The organism is Nostoc sp., assembly GCF_036917135.1.
Taxonomy (GTDB): domain Bacteria; phylum Cyanobacteriota; class Cyanobacteriia; order Cyanobacteriales; family Nostocaceae; genus Nostoc.
On the sequence record NZ_JBALEA010000061.1, the window covers coordinates 1 to 14,907 of the forward strand.

12 protein-coding genes and 1 tRNA gene are annotated in these 14,907 nt (G+C 42.8%); 7 read left to right on the forward strand and 6 right to left on the reverse strand.

Annotated elements, in window-relative coordinates; all coding sequences use genetic code 11:
• Positions 1 to 145: 145 nt before the first annotated feature.
• Positions 146 to 1,390 (reverse strand): FAD-dependent oxidoreductase, encoded by a 1,245-nt coding sequence (locus V7K50_RS17950; protein ID WP_334962307.1) that lies wholly within the window; start codon positions 1,388 to 1,390, stop codon positions 146 to 148.
• A gap of 115 nt (positions 1,391 to 1,505) precedes the next feature.
• Between V7K50_RS17950 and V7K50_RS17955 the strand changes: the two genes are divergently transcribed.
• Positions 1,506 to 2,216, forward strand: coding sequence for a pentapeptide repeat-containing protein (locus V7K50_RS17955; RefSeq protein WP_334962309.1), 711 nt, complete (start codon positions 1,506 to 1,508; stop codon positions 2,214 to 2,216).
• Positions 2,217 to 2,292: 76 nt separating this feature from the next.
• Here the strand turns inward: V7K50_RS17955 and V7K50_RS17960 are convergent, their stop codons facing one another.
• The 3 genes from V7K50_RS17960 to V7K50_RS17970 form a co-directional block, all read right to left on the reverse strand.
• Positions 2,293 to 2,454: a hypothetical protein gene (locus V7K50_RS17960; protein ID WP_334962311.1), complete on the reverse strand. Its 162-nt coding sequence runs from the start codon at positions 2,452 to 2,454 to the stop codon at positions 2,293 to 2,295.
• Positions 2,455 to 2,509: 55 nt separating this feature from the next.
• A complete protein-coding gene (locus tag V7K50_RS17965; protein WP_334962313.1) occupies positions 2,510 to 3,364 on the reverse strand; it encodes a cyanophycinase in 855 nt (284 codons plus the stop codon).
• Between the two features lie 356 nt (positions 3,365 to 3,720).
• Complete coding sequence (locus tag V7K50_RS17970; protein ID WP_334962315.1) at positions 3,721 to 3,924, reverse strand: hypothetical protein; 204 nt, start codon at positions 3,922 to 3,924, stop codon at positions 3,721 to 3,723.
• A 626-nt stretch (positions 3,925 to 4,550) separates the two neighbouring features.
• On the opposite strand from V7K50_RS17970, the gene V7K50_RS17975 reads away from it, so the two are divergent.
• The 6 genes from V7K50_RS17975 (at position 4,551) to radC (ending at position 12,033) form a co-directional block, all read left to right on the forward strand.
• Positions 4,551 to 6,461, forward strand: coding sequence for an ATP-binding protein (locus tag V7K50_RS17975; RefSeq protein WP_334962317.1), 1,911 nt, complete (start codon positions 4,551 to 4,553; stop codon positions 6,459 to 6,461).
• Positions 6,462 to 6,717: 256 nt separating this feature from the next.
• The gene (locus V7K50_RS17980) at positions 6,718 to 7,386 is read left to right on the forward strand and encodes an O-methyltransferase (protein ID WP_334962319.1); all 669 of its coding nucleotides are present in this window, start codon (positions 6,718 to 6,720) and stop codon (positions 7,384 to 7,386) included.
• Positions 7,387 to 7,495: 109 nt separating this feature from the next.
• The gene (locus V7K50_RS17985) at positions 7,496 to 8,095 is read left to right on the forward strand and encodes a thioredoxin family protein (protein ID WP_334962321.1); all 600 of its coding nucleotides are present in this window, start codon (positions 7,496 to 7,498) and stop codon (positions 8,093 to 8,095) included.
• Between the two features lie 407 nt (positions 8,096 to 8,502).
• On the forward strand, positions 8,503 to 10,752 hold the full coding sequence (locus tag V7K50_RS17990) for a GAF domain-containing protein (RefSeq protein ID WP_334962323.1): 2,250 nt from the start codon (positions 8,503 to 8,505) through the stop codon (positions 10,750 to 10,752).
• 63 nt (positions 10,753 to 10,815) lie between these two features.
• Positions 10,816 to 10,887 (forward strand) — tRNA-Lys (locus V7K50_RS17995).
• Positions 10,888 to 11,301: 414 nt separating this feature from the next.
• Positions 11,302 to 12,033 carry a RadC family protein gene (gene radC, locus V7K50_RS18000; protein ID WP_334962325.1) on the forward strand — a complete coding sequence of 244 codons (732 nt, stop codon included), beginning with the start codon at positions 11,302 to 11,304 and terminating at the stop codon, positions 12,031 to 12,033.
• Between the two features lie 89 nt (positions 12,034 to 12,122).
• Here radC and V7K50_RS18005 read toward each other — a convergent pair whose 3' ends face one another.
• Together V7K50_RS18005 and V7K50_RS18010 are read right to left on the reverse strand one after the other, a co-directional pair.
• On the reverse strand, positions 12,123 to 13,505 hold the full coding sequence (locus tag V7K50_RS18005) for a glycerophosphodiester phosphodiesterase (RefSeq protein ID WP_334962327.1): 1,383 nt from the start codon (positions 13,503 to 13,505) through the stop codon (positions 12,123 to 12,125).
• A gap of 221 nt (positions 13,506 to 13,726) precedes the next feature.
• A complete protein-coding gene (locus tag V7K50_RS18010) occupies positions 13,727 to 14,098 on the reverse strand; it encodes a hypothetical protein (protein ID WP_334962329.1) in 372 nt (123 codons plus the stop codon).
• Between the last annotated feature and the right edge of the window lie 809 nt (positions 14,099 to 14,907).

Genomic DNA, 14,907 nt, shown 5'->3' on the forward strand with positions numbered 1-14,907 from the left:
ATTACTCATTACTCATTACTCATTACTCATTACTCATTACTCATTACTCATTACTCATTACTCATTACTCATTACTCATTACTCATTACTCATTTATTTAATCTTTCCTCACCACAAAACTTGTATCCCAATTGGAGATTTTCGTCTAATCTCTTGTTTCCTCAAAGCGAAAGCGTTCCATGAAGCGGCGGTCAATCCAATTTTTCCAATGCCATAATAGTTTGTGAGGTGGTAAAGTAAAACTGCCTCTGCTTGCGTAGGCGTAGCCCGGCGTTCGGGTAGCGTCTTGCAGAGAAGACATCGCTCGCTTGTCTCCTGTACCAATTAAACTCAAATATTGTTTCTGTGGTTTATAAGGTTTGAGCGACTTACCTAATAAAATTCGCTGCAAATTATTAAATAAAGGTTTGCCTTGCCTAACAGCAAATACCCCAGCTTTGGGACGTGGATGATTTACCATTGTGGCAATGTCACCAGATGCAAATACCTGCGGGTGCCTTTGAGATTGCAATGTGTCTTCTACCAGAATAAAACCTTGCTCATCAGTTCCTAGTCCAGCCGTTTTTAACCAATTTGGTGCTGAAGCTTGTGTTACCCAAAAGATTTTATTGCACTCTACTTTCAACCCCGATTCGCATTTAATTTCAAATACTTCTTTAGTTTCCTTGGGTGTTATGGGTGCAATTTTACACACAGTTTCCCCAAGATGGAGTTTAATACCTCGCTCAGTTAAAATTTGCTGAAGTTGATGCCGCACTGATTGATGGTAATTGGGCATCAGTTCTTGTCCGCGCTGAAATAAATGAATTTCTAGATTTTGAATTGGTTGTTGAGCTTGATGCAAAATCCCATGTAAGCGCGATCGCATCGATAGGGCTAATTCTACACCGCCTGCGCCACCACCTGCGATCGCGATCTTAATTGGTTCTTGAGGATTTTTACCTACGGTTTCAATTAGTTCGTGCCAATGCTCTAATAGCTGCCATACTGGTTTAGCTGCGATCGCATATTCTGCCGCACCTGATACAGATATTTTGGAAGGAGTGCTGCCAATATCAATAGACAGCAAATCAAAATCTACCGCCAGTCCGTTAGCACAAAGAACTTTGTTGTTTTCCAAGTCTAGGGCAACTACCGTGTCAATATACAACCGTGCTTGAGCAAAGTTCGCCAAGGGTCGCAAGTCAATATGGCATTCATCGTGGCTGTAAAGTCCGGCAATGTATCCTGGTAACATCCCAGAGTAAGCTGTTTCTGATGCTGCGGTAATCAACGTCAAACGTACTCCGGGCAACGGTTTTATTCCGAACATTTTCAAGACAATAGCATGGCTGTGTCCGCCACCAATTAACACCAATTCTTTAACTAGTGGCTGTAATTTTTGTTTCATTTAAATACTCAATTTTAGTTAATCGCTGATTATAAATAAATCAAAATCATCATGATCAAGGTTAATTGTCAGTCAAGAATAAATATCTTCAGTAATTATTAATTATTTTCCGATTGTGAAAAATATTTTATCCCTAAATAAGATCCAGCTATCAAAAATATTCCTGTGGATACCTACTTTCCAGGAACAAGTCAAAAAAACTCAGCATCATTCGCCAAAACAACGCTTAAGAATAGCAAGTGAACAGCTAGGAAATAACACACTAGAAACCAGTCTAGCGATAATTAATGATTTAGAGCAAATTGCCCACAATCATCCACAGTACCACTGGATAATCATAGACATTCTTACTACTTTTATCCGAAAAAATGCTCCTTACATACCCCAAGAAGAAGTTGCGAGTAACCTCTCAACAAAAGTTCGTGTAGATATTCAAGCAGCACTGACTGTTATCGCCAGAAGAGATGCAAACAAAGACCCAGAAAATGAACAACTTGATTTAAGCTACACGAATATGAGAGGAGCAAACTTAAATGGGGCGAAACTAGAACAGGCAAATCTCTATCAAGCAAATCTTGCTGGGGCTAACCTTAGAGAAGCTAATGTAGCGGGGGCAATACTTAGTGCAGCGAACCTAGAAGGAGCTAACTTATATCTAGCCAACCTAGAAGGAGCAATCCTCAGTGCCGCCAATCTAGAGAGAGCTAACCTCGAAAGAGCTAACCTGCGTCGTGCAAGTTTATATTTAGCTGGGTTGCATGGAGCAATTCTCAATGATGCCATACTCGATGGGGCAAACCTCAGAGAAACCAAATTTTCTGAGTAAAAGTTAAAGCGATTAGAAATCGCGGCTACACAAACCAAGTCCGCACTTCGACAAGCTCAGTGACCACCTACGCCAACTAACGCAAGATTAGGCGATTTACAGGAATAAATATACCGCCGCCGTTGGTTTCGACTTCGCTCAACCAACTGAGAGATCGAGAGTTGAGCGAAGCGATGCACTGAGCGTAGTCGAAGTGTCGAAACTCGCCAACACAGGTATTTTCGTTCTCGGAAATCACCTTAAGGGTTTTGCCTGTGTAGCCGTGACTTCCAGTCGCGCGGTACTACTAAAAATTAACTGTTAATTGAAGCAACTGGCACAGAGCCATTTGGTACAAAGACATTATTTAAGATAGGCTGGCGGGTTTCGAGGTCAAATTTGAAGCCATGTGGCAAAATATGAAGCTTTGCTCCACAAATCGCCAAAGATTCATCCTTCAAAATTTCGCCCATATTGTTATATGTAGCTTCTGATTCATCAACAATCGTAACCGCACCTTCACCAATTACTTCAACTTGGTTATCTGTCACCACCATCGCGGTATTTTCGTCAATACCAAATCCCAAGACAGCAGGTTCTAAAATTAAAGCTGAAATTAAGCGTCCCAAACGTCCACGCTGAGAAAAATGTTGGTCAATTACCACCCCTGGTAAAAATCCCAAACCTGGGCCCATTTCAACAGTTTCAATGCGAGGATGTGTCTGGGAGTCACCTTCCACAATCATTTTATCTGGCATCACAGCAGCTCCGGCGCTTGTGCCTGCAACAACGACACCTTCAGAAAACCGTTTGTGAATCGCCACATCGATTTCGGTATCCTTGAGAATGCTGGTAATCCGAGCTTGGTCTCCCCCAGTAAAAAATACTCCAGTTGCTTTATTAATCGCTTCTAATGCGGTAGATGAAGATGCATCTTCACGGGTTTCTGTATCAATAATGCGAACATTTTCGGCTCCCAGCCGCTCAAAGACTCTGATATAATTTTCCCCCACTTCTCTTGGTAGTTCTGTTGCGGCTGTCATAATCACAATGTACGCCTTTGTACCCCCGGCGCGTCGGACAAAATCCCGCAAAATTACAGAATCACCCTCTTTGTCTTCGGCTCCGCCAATAATTACTAACTGCCGTTTAATATTACTTTGCACCATGATGGCTCCTGATTGGAATTAATAAATTTCACTAAACCATGACAATTAAAAGTATCAAATCATCCCTGTGGTAGATTACTTGATGGAAGGTGGGATTAAAATTTGCGCTGGCAATTAGACCAAAAGATTTTTGATATACTAAATAAAATCCACAACATCAACGGCCTCTAGAGGTATTTTCTAGAGGCATTATTGGTGATGTTGCTAATTGCCGATTTATCGTGCGATTTTGACTCACTCAATTTTGGATTTGAGATTTATCCCATACATAAATGCTCTTTCTTGGATAAATCCAAAATCCAAAATTTAAAATTTCTAGCTGGGTGCAATTAGATTTAGATATCTAATGGCAAGTCCTAATCAATCCGACTTCTGTAAAGCAAGTCAGTCAAGAAAAAATGTGCTTGTTCTAGTGGCAGATGCCTGGGTTTCCCTTGGTAGACAATTTGATACTCATTCATATCTGCCCCATCTCCATGTCCAGAGATCAGCTTTTGGTGAAAAGCTTCCTCAGCAAGTTCTCGAATTTGATCTCTTAGAGCAGCTTGTGTGCTATTCATACTTTGCTGTCTTTTTTTAATACCCATATTTCTTTATACAAATTATCGGGTGAGTGTTGCACCTTTCAAAAGTTATATCTTCGATGATTCATGAGGATGAATTAACTGACTTTTCAGGTTCTATGCAAAAGCCCACGAAAAAGCTAACTCCCTTACCGACGTGGTTAGGGGAAAATTCAAAGTCTCTCTCCTTCAGGACTTACGCAACTGGCATATTATTTTCAGTTCGTAGTGTACCGCTTTGGGGATCTTGCTACGCGCAGCGTCTCGCAGAGAGGACGTTAGTCCTCAAAATAAGGGCTAGAGCCGCTTACTACAAACTACAAATCCGATTTTTTTGTGACACTTGCGTAAGTCGTATCCTTAAAGGAAGAGAGAAATAGAAGCGAGGCTTTCCAGATAAGGTGAAAATGACTGTTGTTGATTCTTCCCTCACGGATGAGGATTTAATTATGCCTTGAGATAGTTGAAAATACTTACTAATAGAGTTAGTGTAAGTTCTGATTAGTTCAATGGCAAAGCCATCACACTCCAAAATCAATGTGAATTAATCTACAATCAACAAGTCTGAGTAACTACAACTCAGCATTTAAATTTTAGGGTGTTTAGCCAAAGGTTCGTAATCAATGGTTCTACAAAAAAGCAGTGAATTAGTCCGCGTAAATGCTAGAAGAACGGATGTATTCGATATTTTCAACTTCAAGCATTACATTGGGCCAAATCCCTATTTAGATATAGGGGCGCTAGTATTTGATTTTGCTCTAGTTGACTCTAGAAAGCCTTTGCCCATTGAAGATTATATCGCAAGCATTAGCGATCGCTATCCAAACCTGCGCGATCAAAGCTACGAATCATATCCCCATCTCTTTGCCCAAGTTGTCTCCCAAGTTGGAAAGCTGGATATGGATTTACACCTTAACCATTGGAGTGTTAAGCCATATCCCAATTGCACGCGCATTAGCTTCCAATCACTACATGAACGTACAACTAGAGAGGTAGTTTACTTTGTTTGGGATTGGTTTGAAAGTATTACCCAAGATGAAGACTTTACCTTTGATGAGCAGCTAGTGAGGCTGCAAGATAGATTTCGCGCATCTGTCTACGGTGGTCCCACGGTTTACGCCCTATTGCGAACAGCTTACGAGAAAGCTATTCCCGCCTTTTATTTGTGGGAAGAAGGATTAATGCAATACGGCTTTGGAAAAAAACACGTCCGGGGAGTAGCAACAACATTTAACTGTGATAGCCATCTAGATTCGGAGTTTACCACCCGCAAAGATGATTGCAAGGCATTTTTGAAAACTTTGGGTTTTCCAGTACCTGAAGGTGATATTGTCTTTTCCGAGAAGGAAGCTTTGGTGGCAGCAAGACAAATCGGCTATCCAGTTGCAGTTAAGCCAGTGGTAGGCCACAAAGGAATTGGTGTCACGGCTGATGTGCAAGACTCAAAAGAACTGCTATCGGCTTATAATCGGGCACTGGCAGCGATTCCCGAAGATCAGCAAACCCGAATAATTGTAGAGAAAAGCATCTCAGGATCAGATTTTCGTTTGTTGTGTGTCAATGGTCGATTCGTCGCCGCCACAGAACGCCGTCCAGCCTCGGTTGTCGGTGATGGGTATTTAACCCTTGCAGAGTTAATTCGCCAAGAGAATCGCAAACCTGCACGTTTAGATACGCCAACCTCACCGATGGGTAAAATTCAAATCGATGAAGCGATGGAACTGTATCTAGAGGAACAGCGCTTATCATTAGATAGCGTGATTGAGAAAGAGCGGACTGTTTATCTGCGGAAAGTTGCCAATCTTTCAGCCGGAGGTATAAGCATCGATGCAACCCCGACAGTTCATGCTGACAATATTATTTTGGCGCAAGATATTGCCCAACATTTCCAACTGACTTGTTTGGGGATTGATGTCATTACCAAAAGTCTGGCAGAATCTTGGAAGTCCAGTAACTTTGCCATCCTGGAAATCAATGCGGCACCGGGAGTTTTAATGCATCTTAAACCTTCTGTTGGTGAAAGTGTTGATGTGCCTTCTCATATTTTAGAAACCTTTTTTGAGTCGGGTACAGATTCCAGGATACCAATTATTACCTTTAACAAAATCTCAGTTGAAGAACTACAAGAAACCATTGACCATATCCTTTTGCAAAATCCTAACTTGACAATAGGCGCTGTTTGTCGTGATGCTGTTTTTGTGAATCGGTCGAAAAAAGTATTAAGCAAAGATTACAACAGTAATGTCCAAACTTTGCTGCGTCATCCCAAACTTGATTTACTAATTGCCGAGTACCCTGAAGAAATCTTAGAAGAACAGGGGATGTTTTACCAGAATAGTAATATCGTAGTTTTGGATAATCCCACTGAAACTGAGATGATACTGGTGCGGGATGTTTTTGATAGTTCGACTGTGGTGATTAGAAAAGGCAACGGTATTTCTATTCGTCGCAAAGGGTTGATCGAAGATTATACTTTGGGTGAAGATGAACCATTTACGCGGGTTTATTTGAAAGAAACTGGAGCGATTTTGTAAATTGGGTACTGAAAAAATTTGGATACTTGAATTTACATCGGTTTGAAATTGAATAGACCCTCTGCAATAGACATATCCGAAAATTAATTCTGCGTTGCTCGAAATCCTTGGTAGGGACAATTCATGAATTGTCCCTACGTCATTTTCACTCCTATGTCTAATAATTTTGTATTCCAGTACCTTTGAAAATTGACGATTTTTGCATAATTCCTGGTAATCTTACCTTTGTGTAGGAACCGATGTAAAGCAAGGATTTATGACTCAGGAGCAATGGAGTGTAGTTGATCGTTACTTCACTGATCTACTTGTGCCGTCTGACCCCGTGCTGGATGCCGCACTCCATACCAGCGCTGCTGCCGGTCTGCCACCGCACAATGTTTCCCCGAATCAGGGTAAGCTGCTCTTTCTGTTGGCGCAGATCCAAGGGGCACGCACCATCCTAGAGATTGGCACTCTGGGCGGCTATAGTACAATCTGGCTGGCGCGGGCTTTACCCTCTGACGGTCGCCTGATCACGCTGGAGGCTGATCCAAAGCACGCCGAAGTCGCCGTCGCTAACATTGCCCGTGCAGGTCTGGCTGACATAGTTGAGCTGCGCCTCGGACGAGCGCTCTCTACCTTAGAGCAGCTCGCCACCGAGGGTAGCGGCCCATTTGACTTGATATTTATTGATGCTGACAAGCCAAGCAATCCCGATTACTTGGCGTGGGCGCTCAAGCTCTCCCGTCGTGGCAGCCTGATCATTGCTGATAATGTTGTACGCGATGGAGCAGTAGTCAACGCCGCCAGCGACGATCCTAGTGTTCAGGGGGTGCGTCGCTTCAACGAGCTACTCGCTGCACAGGGGCGCGTGAGCGCTACGGCAATCCAGACCGTGGGCAGCAAAGGTTATGACGGCTTCGCACTCGCCCTCGTCACCGGCTGACTAAGCCAAGCCCCTTTGGGGTGGGCTGTAGGGTGTAGGAGCATTGAGTTGAGTTGAACTAAAGCTAAACTAAAGAAGAAATTACTTAATAAGTTTTAATAATTCTGTTATGAGTACTGATTCACCTGTTAATTCTCCCGAAAAACCTGAATCCACATTCGGAAAGCGTCTGAGAAACTTCTTAATTGTAATGGTAGCGATCGCACTTAGCGTTTCCCTCGTCTTCGGATTGCGAACTGAAACAACCTCGGCAACTCTAGCCAAGTTAAGCGAGACATCCACACCGTTAGAACTAGCCGTCAGCAATGGCAAACCATCTCTAGTAGAGTTTTATGCCGATTGGTGTACTGTCTGCCAGAAAATGGCACCAGATATTACTCAACTAGAAACAGAGTATGCTGACAAGATGAATTTTGTCATGCTGAATGTAGATAATACCAAGTGGCTGCCAGAAATGCTGAAATATCGGGTAGATGGGATTCCCCATTTTGTATTTTTGAGTCAGCAAGGGGAAACCATCGCCCAAGCCATCGGCGATCAACCCCGGACGATTATGGCTAGCAACTTAGAAGCTTTGGTTACTGGTTCGTCTCTCCCCTATGCTCAAGCTAGCGGCAAAGTTTCCAAATTTTCAGCCCCAGTAGCACCAACAGCACCAACAGCGAGTCAAGATGACCCCCGCAGTCATGGCAGCCAAGTGGTAAATTAGTGACTGACAAATAAAAAAATACTTAACTACTTATTGTAGGGTAGGGGTTTCGCCATTGGCATCAAGTTAAAGCGTCAGCCCACTCCTTTTATTAAGAATTATAAATCTCATTGATGTATACTGATGATTGCACTTAGATATATGCAAGAATGCTGGAAAACTGTTAAAAACCAATTTTCAGTAAGTTTGCCCTAACCTGCAAATGTATTTTCGCCTTCAAAAAGCAGGATTTGTGAAGCTGACTTCTATTAGCTTTCCTAGATTTCTGACCAGAAGTAGAGAAAGATCCAAGTTTCCATGAGCAACAGCTGACAAGACTTTGCTATAGGCGCTAAAGTGCATCTACTACAAGCTTAACGACAGGAGAGCGCCTAGAAGAGTCAGTAATACCAGACAGGGACTCTCGCATGAATATAAATCCAGCAGAATCAACTATGGAGTTGACAAAATTATCGCCACCCCAAATTCTTTTCGGCACAGAATTAGATGATAAAAGCAGTAGTGAGCAGTTTCTACTAAGTATGTACGATTCTGTGCAAGCATCAATATTTGTAGTTGATGTTCTGGAGGACAAGGATTTTCGATATGTGGCACTTAATCCTACTCATGAGCGATGGATAGGCATTCGCTCAGATGATCTCCGGGGCAAAAAACCAGAGGATGTTCTCTCGCCCATCGATGCTGCTAAGGTGCGTCAACATTATGCTGACTGTGTACGCTTCGGCAAAACTATTTCTTACGAACAATGTTTGCAATTCCAGGGAATTCCCACTTGGTGGAGTACGACTCTCACCCCACTAAAAGATGCTAACTCTAGGGTTTATCGACTGATTGGTACTAGTAGCAATATCACCCCTGTGAAGCAAGCAGAACAAGCAGTTGGACTCCAGGCGGAACGGGAGCAACTGCTAGAAGCGATCGCCAGACGGATTCAGCAATCTATAGAATTAGAGACAAATCTGCATCAGACAGCAATTGAACTCCGACAGTTTTTGAATTGCGATCGCGTCCTAATTTATCGCTTCCACGCTGATGGTAGTGGGATAATCATTGCCGAATCAAGTGTCGCCCCTAGCGATCCCCTATTGGGAAAAAACATCACCGATCCCTGCTTCAATGGCAAACATCGAGAACACTACGGACGAGGTTGCATTCAAGTTGTTGAAGATATTTATGCCGCCGGCTTGCATCCTTGCCATATAGATTTCCTGGCATCTTTGCAGATCAGAGCCAATCTAGTCGTGCCGATTTTCCCAGAGCAAGATATGTGGGGGCTATTGATTGCCCAGCATTGCCACGAACCACATCAATGGCAACAAACTGAAACTGACTTGCTCAAACAGTTGGCAACTCAAATCGGTATTGCGATCCAACAGGCAGAACTTCGTCAGCAGCTTCAGGATCTCAAAGGCAAGATGGAGTTGCAGAAACAGAAGCACATCAATCAGTTGCACCAGGTGCGAAAATTTGAAGCCTTGGTGCGACGCATGACAGAACAAATCCGCGACAGTGTGGATGAAACTCAGGTGTTGCAGCCACTCACCCAGGAATTAGCACAGTTACTAAACCTCGAACGTTGCCAAATCGAACTCTATAGCACCTGCCAAACTCTGGTTACTATTACCTACGAGTACCGCATTAACCTACCCCACTGTCAAGGATTGACTAGACAGATTTCCAACCGTCTGGAAATTTATCAGCCGTTATTACAAAAACAACCATTGCAATTTTTGGAAATTGTACCGGGATGGCAACCAAAGTTGTTGGTTATGTCCCAAATGGCTTGTCCAATTTTTGATACTCAAGGGATTTTGGGAAATATTTGGTTGACAAAACCGACACAAGAGGCGTTTGAGGAATTTGAAGTTGAGCTAGTGCAGCAGATAGCAAATGAATGTGCGATCGCCATTCGTCAAGCCCAGCTTTACAACCAAACCCAGACACAGCTAAAAGAACTAGAAAAAGGCGATCGGCTCAAAAACCAATTTCTCAGAACCCTGTCCCAAGAACTGCGGACACCAATAACTAGCATCAGCCTCGCCGTCCAAACTCTCGAAAGTGTCCTCACACCAGCAGAAATATCAGAGATAGAAATAGTTCCGCAACTATTGCAGATTTTGCATAACGAGTGTGGGCGAGAAAGTAAATTAATTAACGACCTACTCACACTTACATATCTCGAAGCCGAACCCGATCCCCCAACATTGATTGCCATTGACCTTCAAAGCTGGCTTCACCCCATTATCGAGTCTTTTCGAGACCTCACCAACTGCCAGCGACAGCAATTAAACCTGATTGTTGATCATGGGCTGCCGCCTTTGGAGACAGATATCACCGATTTGGAGCGGATTGTCACAGAATTGCTGAACCATGCCTGCAAGTACACCCCAGCAGGCAAATCCATCAGAGTCTCTGCTCAACTGAGCGGGGATGCAGTAGAGCTTAATATTACCAATTCGGGAATAGAGCTTACCAGCAATGAACTTTCACAGATTTTTGAGCCTTTCTATCACCTTGACAAACACGATCCTTGGAAACATAGCGGCACTGGACTGGAATTGGCATTAGTGCAGAAAATGGTCAGACATTTAGGTGGCTCAATTTATGTAGAGAGTGCAGCAGGTCAAACCACCTTCACCGTCAAATTCCCCTTTTAATTTGTTTTTTGGGCGCGGCACTAGCCAAATTGTCAGAAGTTGTGCTATGATTGTTATTGGTGTGGGTGACTAGCTCAACGGTAGAGCAGTAGACTCTTAATCTATTGGTTGCGGGTTCAAATCCCTCGTCACCCACTTCTTTCAGTAACCTCGAATTTGCCCTTGACTAAGTTGAGCAAATATCCCCCTCCTAACGCACAAATTTTCGGGGATAAGCAGCCATTAAGTTTTGACTAATTTAAGTAAAAACCCCCCTTTTAATGCAGAAATGGTTCTGTGGGTTCGGGAACAGCAACGAGTTTTTCCAGTTCCTTAAAGGCTTAGTGAGCTTTAGAGACAATAAAACTTTTCAGATTGTTGAATAGATCATCGAACATAGCGATCGCCCTAAATCATCTTATTTTTAGTGTTCTCGTTGAAATTTTCAAATGAGAACACCCATAAAAACTGACCAAAATTAAAGATTTTCTCAAATAAAGATGATTTTGAGAGTAAACAAGGGATAACTAAGGATAGTTCGATGTGTGGTGACTATTCTCTTAGTTTTGTATGACCTATTGCCTCAGAATTGCCGACTTACCTACAAATGAGCGTCCGCGTGAACGACTAATAACGCATGGGGCCAAAATTTTAGCCACAGCAGAATTAATTGCAATTCTTCTAGGCACCGGTCAAGGGCCAGGAAAACTGTCTGCTGTGGGTTTGGGACAATATATTTTGAGCGAATTAGGCAAACACCAACGCGATCCTTTAGCAGTTCTGCGAGAAGTTAGCCCCGTCGAGTTGATGCAAATTTCTGGTGTTGGGCCAGCGAAGGCGACAAGCATTCTGGCGGCAATCGAATTGGGGAAACGCGCCTTTCAATCTCGTCCCAACGATGGCACATTAATTGATAGCCCACTTGCTGGTGCTGCTACCCTCAGTCAAGATTTGATGTGGCAGACACAAGAACGTTTTGCAGTGTTGCTGTTAGATGTTAAAAACCGCTTACTAGGTACGCAAGTAATTACCATTGGCACCGCAACTGAAACTCTAGCTTCTCCCCGTGATATTTTTCGGGAAGTCATTCGCCAGGGAGCAACACGGGTAATAGTTGCCCATAACCACCCTTCTGGGAATCTGGAACCCAGTCAAGAAGATATAGAATTGACGCGTCAGTTATTAGCAGGGGCACAGTTTTTAGGTATTCCACTACTAGATCATCTGATTTTAGGCAATGGCAATCATCAAAGTTTACGGGAATTGACAACCTTGTGGGATGAGCATCCACAGGGGGATTAATCATTAAATATATAGCAGATTGCGCTCTAATCGAATACACGTAGAGACGTAGCACTGCTACGTCTCTACGTGTAATTAATTCTGCTTAATCACTTAACGGGGTAGTTGTTTTTAATAAATTCCCAAATTTTAACTCGATCAGACTCATGTAAGCCATGTATCGCTTTTTCTCTGGCAACGTATCCATAATTAGCAAAGTCAGTAAAATAGCCATCTATTCCTAACTTAATGAACTGTTCATATTCACAAAGCGGTTTCCCTTGGTAGTCAGGGGAAAGAAAATATGAATCGCTGCGGAAGGTGTAAGGATGGACTAGCAAGCCAGCCTGATGAGCATCACTCACTAAAGAAGTTGGTTGTTTGAGGAACTTATCGGCATCACTAATCTGGCCATCTCCATTAATATCAATCGGTTGACCTTGGTTATCCAATCGTGCAGAGGCAGGCACAATTAACCGTTTGTCAGGGCCAATTCCGGTTGCGTAAGTTTTAACTTGAGTCAACCCTTTAAGAGTGATCAGATCAGCGTAAGTTTGAGGGACGTTGTGGTAAACAAAGTCATAAGGAGCGCCACTGCTATTAATTAACTGAATCAGAGGAATATTGACTCCAGCAGCAGGCATAATCTGATTTTTTAATTCTTTCAGATTAGACACTTCAAAGGATTGAATAAAAATGCGATCGCGATTCGTGTAGCCATTGGCAACCAACCGCTCAATCAAAAGTTTTGAAGTATTGACATGAATCGGAGTGCCATCTAAATATTTACCAGCTTCAGCAAAATATGTCGGGTGCTTAGTTTCGGGATAGATACCAATTTTCCGCCCAGTTTTTGCTTCGCTGCCTTTGGCAAGATTGATAACTTCATCAAAAGTAGGGATTTGGAACAGACCATTATACTGAGTATTCTGAGGGCGAATATTGGGGAGGCGCTCAATTGCCCGGAGTTTCTTAATCTCAGCTAAAGTAAAGTCTTCTGCAAACCAACCTGTAACAGAACTTCCGTCAAGGACTTTGGTTGTTAGACGAGAAGCAAATTCTGAAACATCGGCAACGTTTGTTGTGGCTTCTTGGATAGTAACTTTTCCATTAGCATCGTAAACAATCTTGCCATTTCTATCTGTTTTTACAGTTGCCAATAGAGGCTCGTGGCGAACAATCAAGACTCCATCTTTGGTTACTACCAAATCAGGTTCAATGTAGTCTGCGCCAAATTCAATTCCTAAGTTGTGAGAACCAATCAGATCACGTCCAAAATCTCCCACCGTATGTTCTGGACGATAACCAGTTCCACCGCCGCGATGACCAATTACTATCGGAGGTTGTCCGTATAGAGTATTTAGCTTGGGAAAGTTTGGGTTGCGGTTGCCCAAGTCATTAGCGTCAACCAAATTGATACTGCCTAGAATGACTGAAACAGATAATGCTAGAAAAAAGCACAGAAATAGTATATAACCTTTGAGTCTAAGCATACTAAAAACCTAGCGAGTCTAAGGTTTTAGTTTGAGAGTTTAAGGTTAAAACAAGGTTTATAAAAGTTTAATTTCTGCAATTGCCTATCAAGACTTAAACAAAAGATAAAAACAGTTTAATTACTCACAACAGCGAAGCTTGTAACTGGATCAGCGTTAATCCCCAGTCTACTAGGATTTGAGGGTGGGGACTTCCGCAATACCGCGCTTCTAGCGGGCGGTTACGCGATCGCAACTGCCTTTTTACGAGAAGGACGCTTGCGATCTGATTTTTTCTTCAGCCCCACAGCTTGAGCTTGATCGCTATCTGAACCATATTGCCCGCGCACAACTTCTTTCATCGCTAATACAGCATTATGAAATTCCCATTCTGCTAAACGGGCAGCATCAGCAGCAGCACGGTATAAAGCTAGTTTCTCGGTTTCGATTTGTTGAGAAATCAACATCGCCTGATAAACTTCCTTTAAGTTTGCAGCTGAGGCATCAGTACGAGTTGTGTTGTAGGTGCTGACGGTTTGCAAACCGTGGAATGAGCTAATATCTTGGCTAATGGTTTGAGGGCGCAAACGGTTTGTTGTATTTTGGGGAGGCATACACACATACTTAGTAAAGTGTACATTTAATGTACCCATTACAACAAAAAAAGTTAGCAGTAAGATGAAATTTTCAGATAGGGCAAGGTTAGAAAGGATAGTTTAAGATAACAGGTCGATGTATTGGCATAACAGACCGATGTATTGGCATAACAGACCGATGTATTAACATAACAGACTGATGTATTAACATAACAGGTCGATGTATTGGCATAACAGACCGATGTATTGGCATAACAGACCGATGTATTAACATAACAGACCGATGTATTGGCATAACAGACCGATGCAATTACAAAACCGTAAGACGACACTAATTAGCAAGTAGCGCAATTGCGATCGCGCTCTAATTTTTTCTTACAGCAGTTTTAATGTATTTGAACCACATCTGTCGTAGGGGCACAGCATTGCTGTGCCCCTACGACAGATGTGGTCTATTTACCTGAAAATAGCTGTAAATCTAACCGCTTACCATTAGACATCTCCAAAAAAGAATGTAGAAACGTAGCACTGCTAAGGGACTTCCAACAAATAAATTACCCAATCTTGTGGGGTGGGCATCTTGCCCGCCTTAGCTTAGGGGCGGGCGAGACGCCCACCCCACAAGAAGTAGTTGAGTATTTTTTTAGGGACTTCCAAATAAAAAAATATTCCAAAACTGACGCAAAAACCCTCTTAATCTCTCCTCTCTTTGTGTTCTCTGCGCGGCAGTCGCTTATGGGGGACGCGCTGCCTTGTCTCTGTGGTTCGTTTGTTGGGATAATTTATTCCTTGGAAATCCCTTATTTGTCAGTCCCTAAGTCTCTACA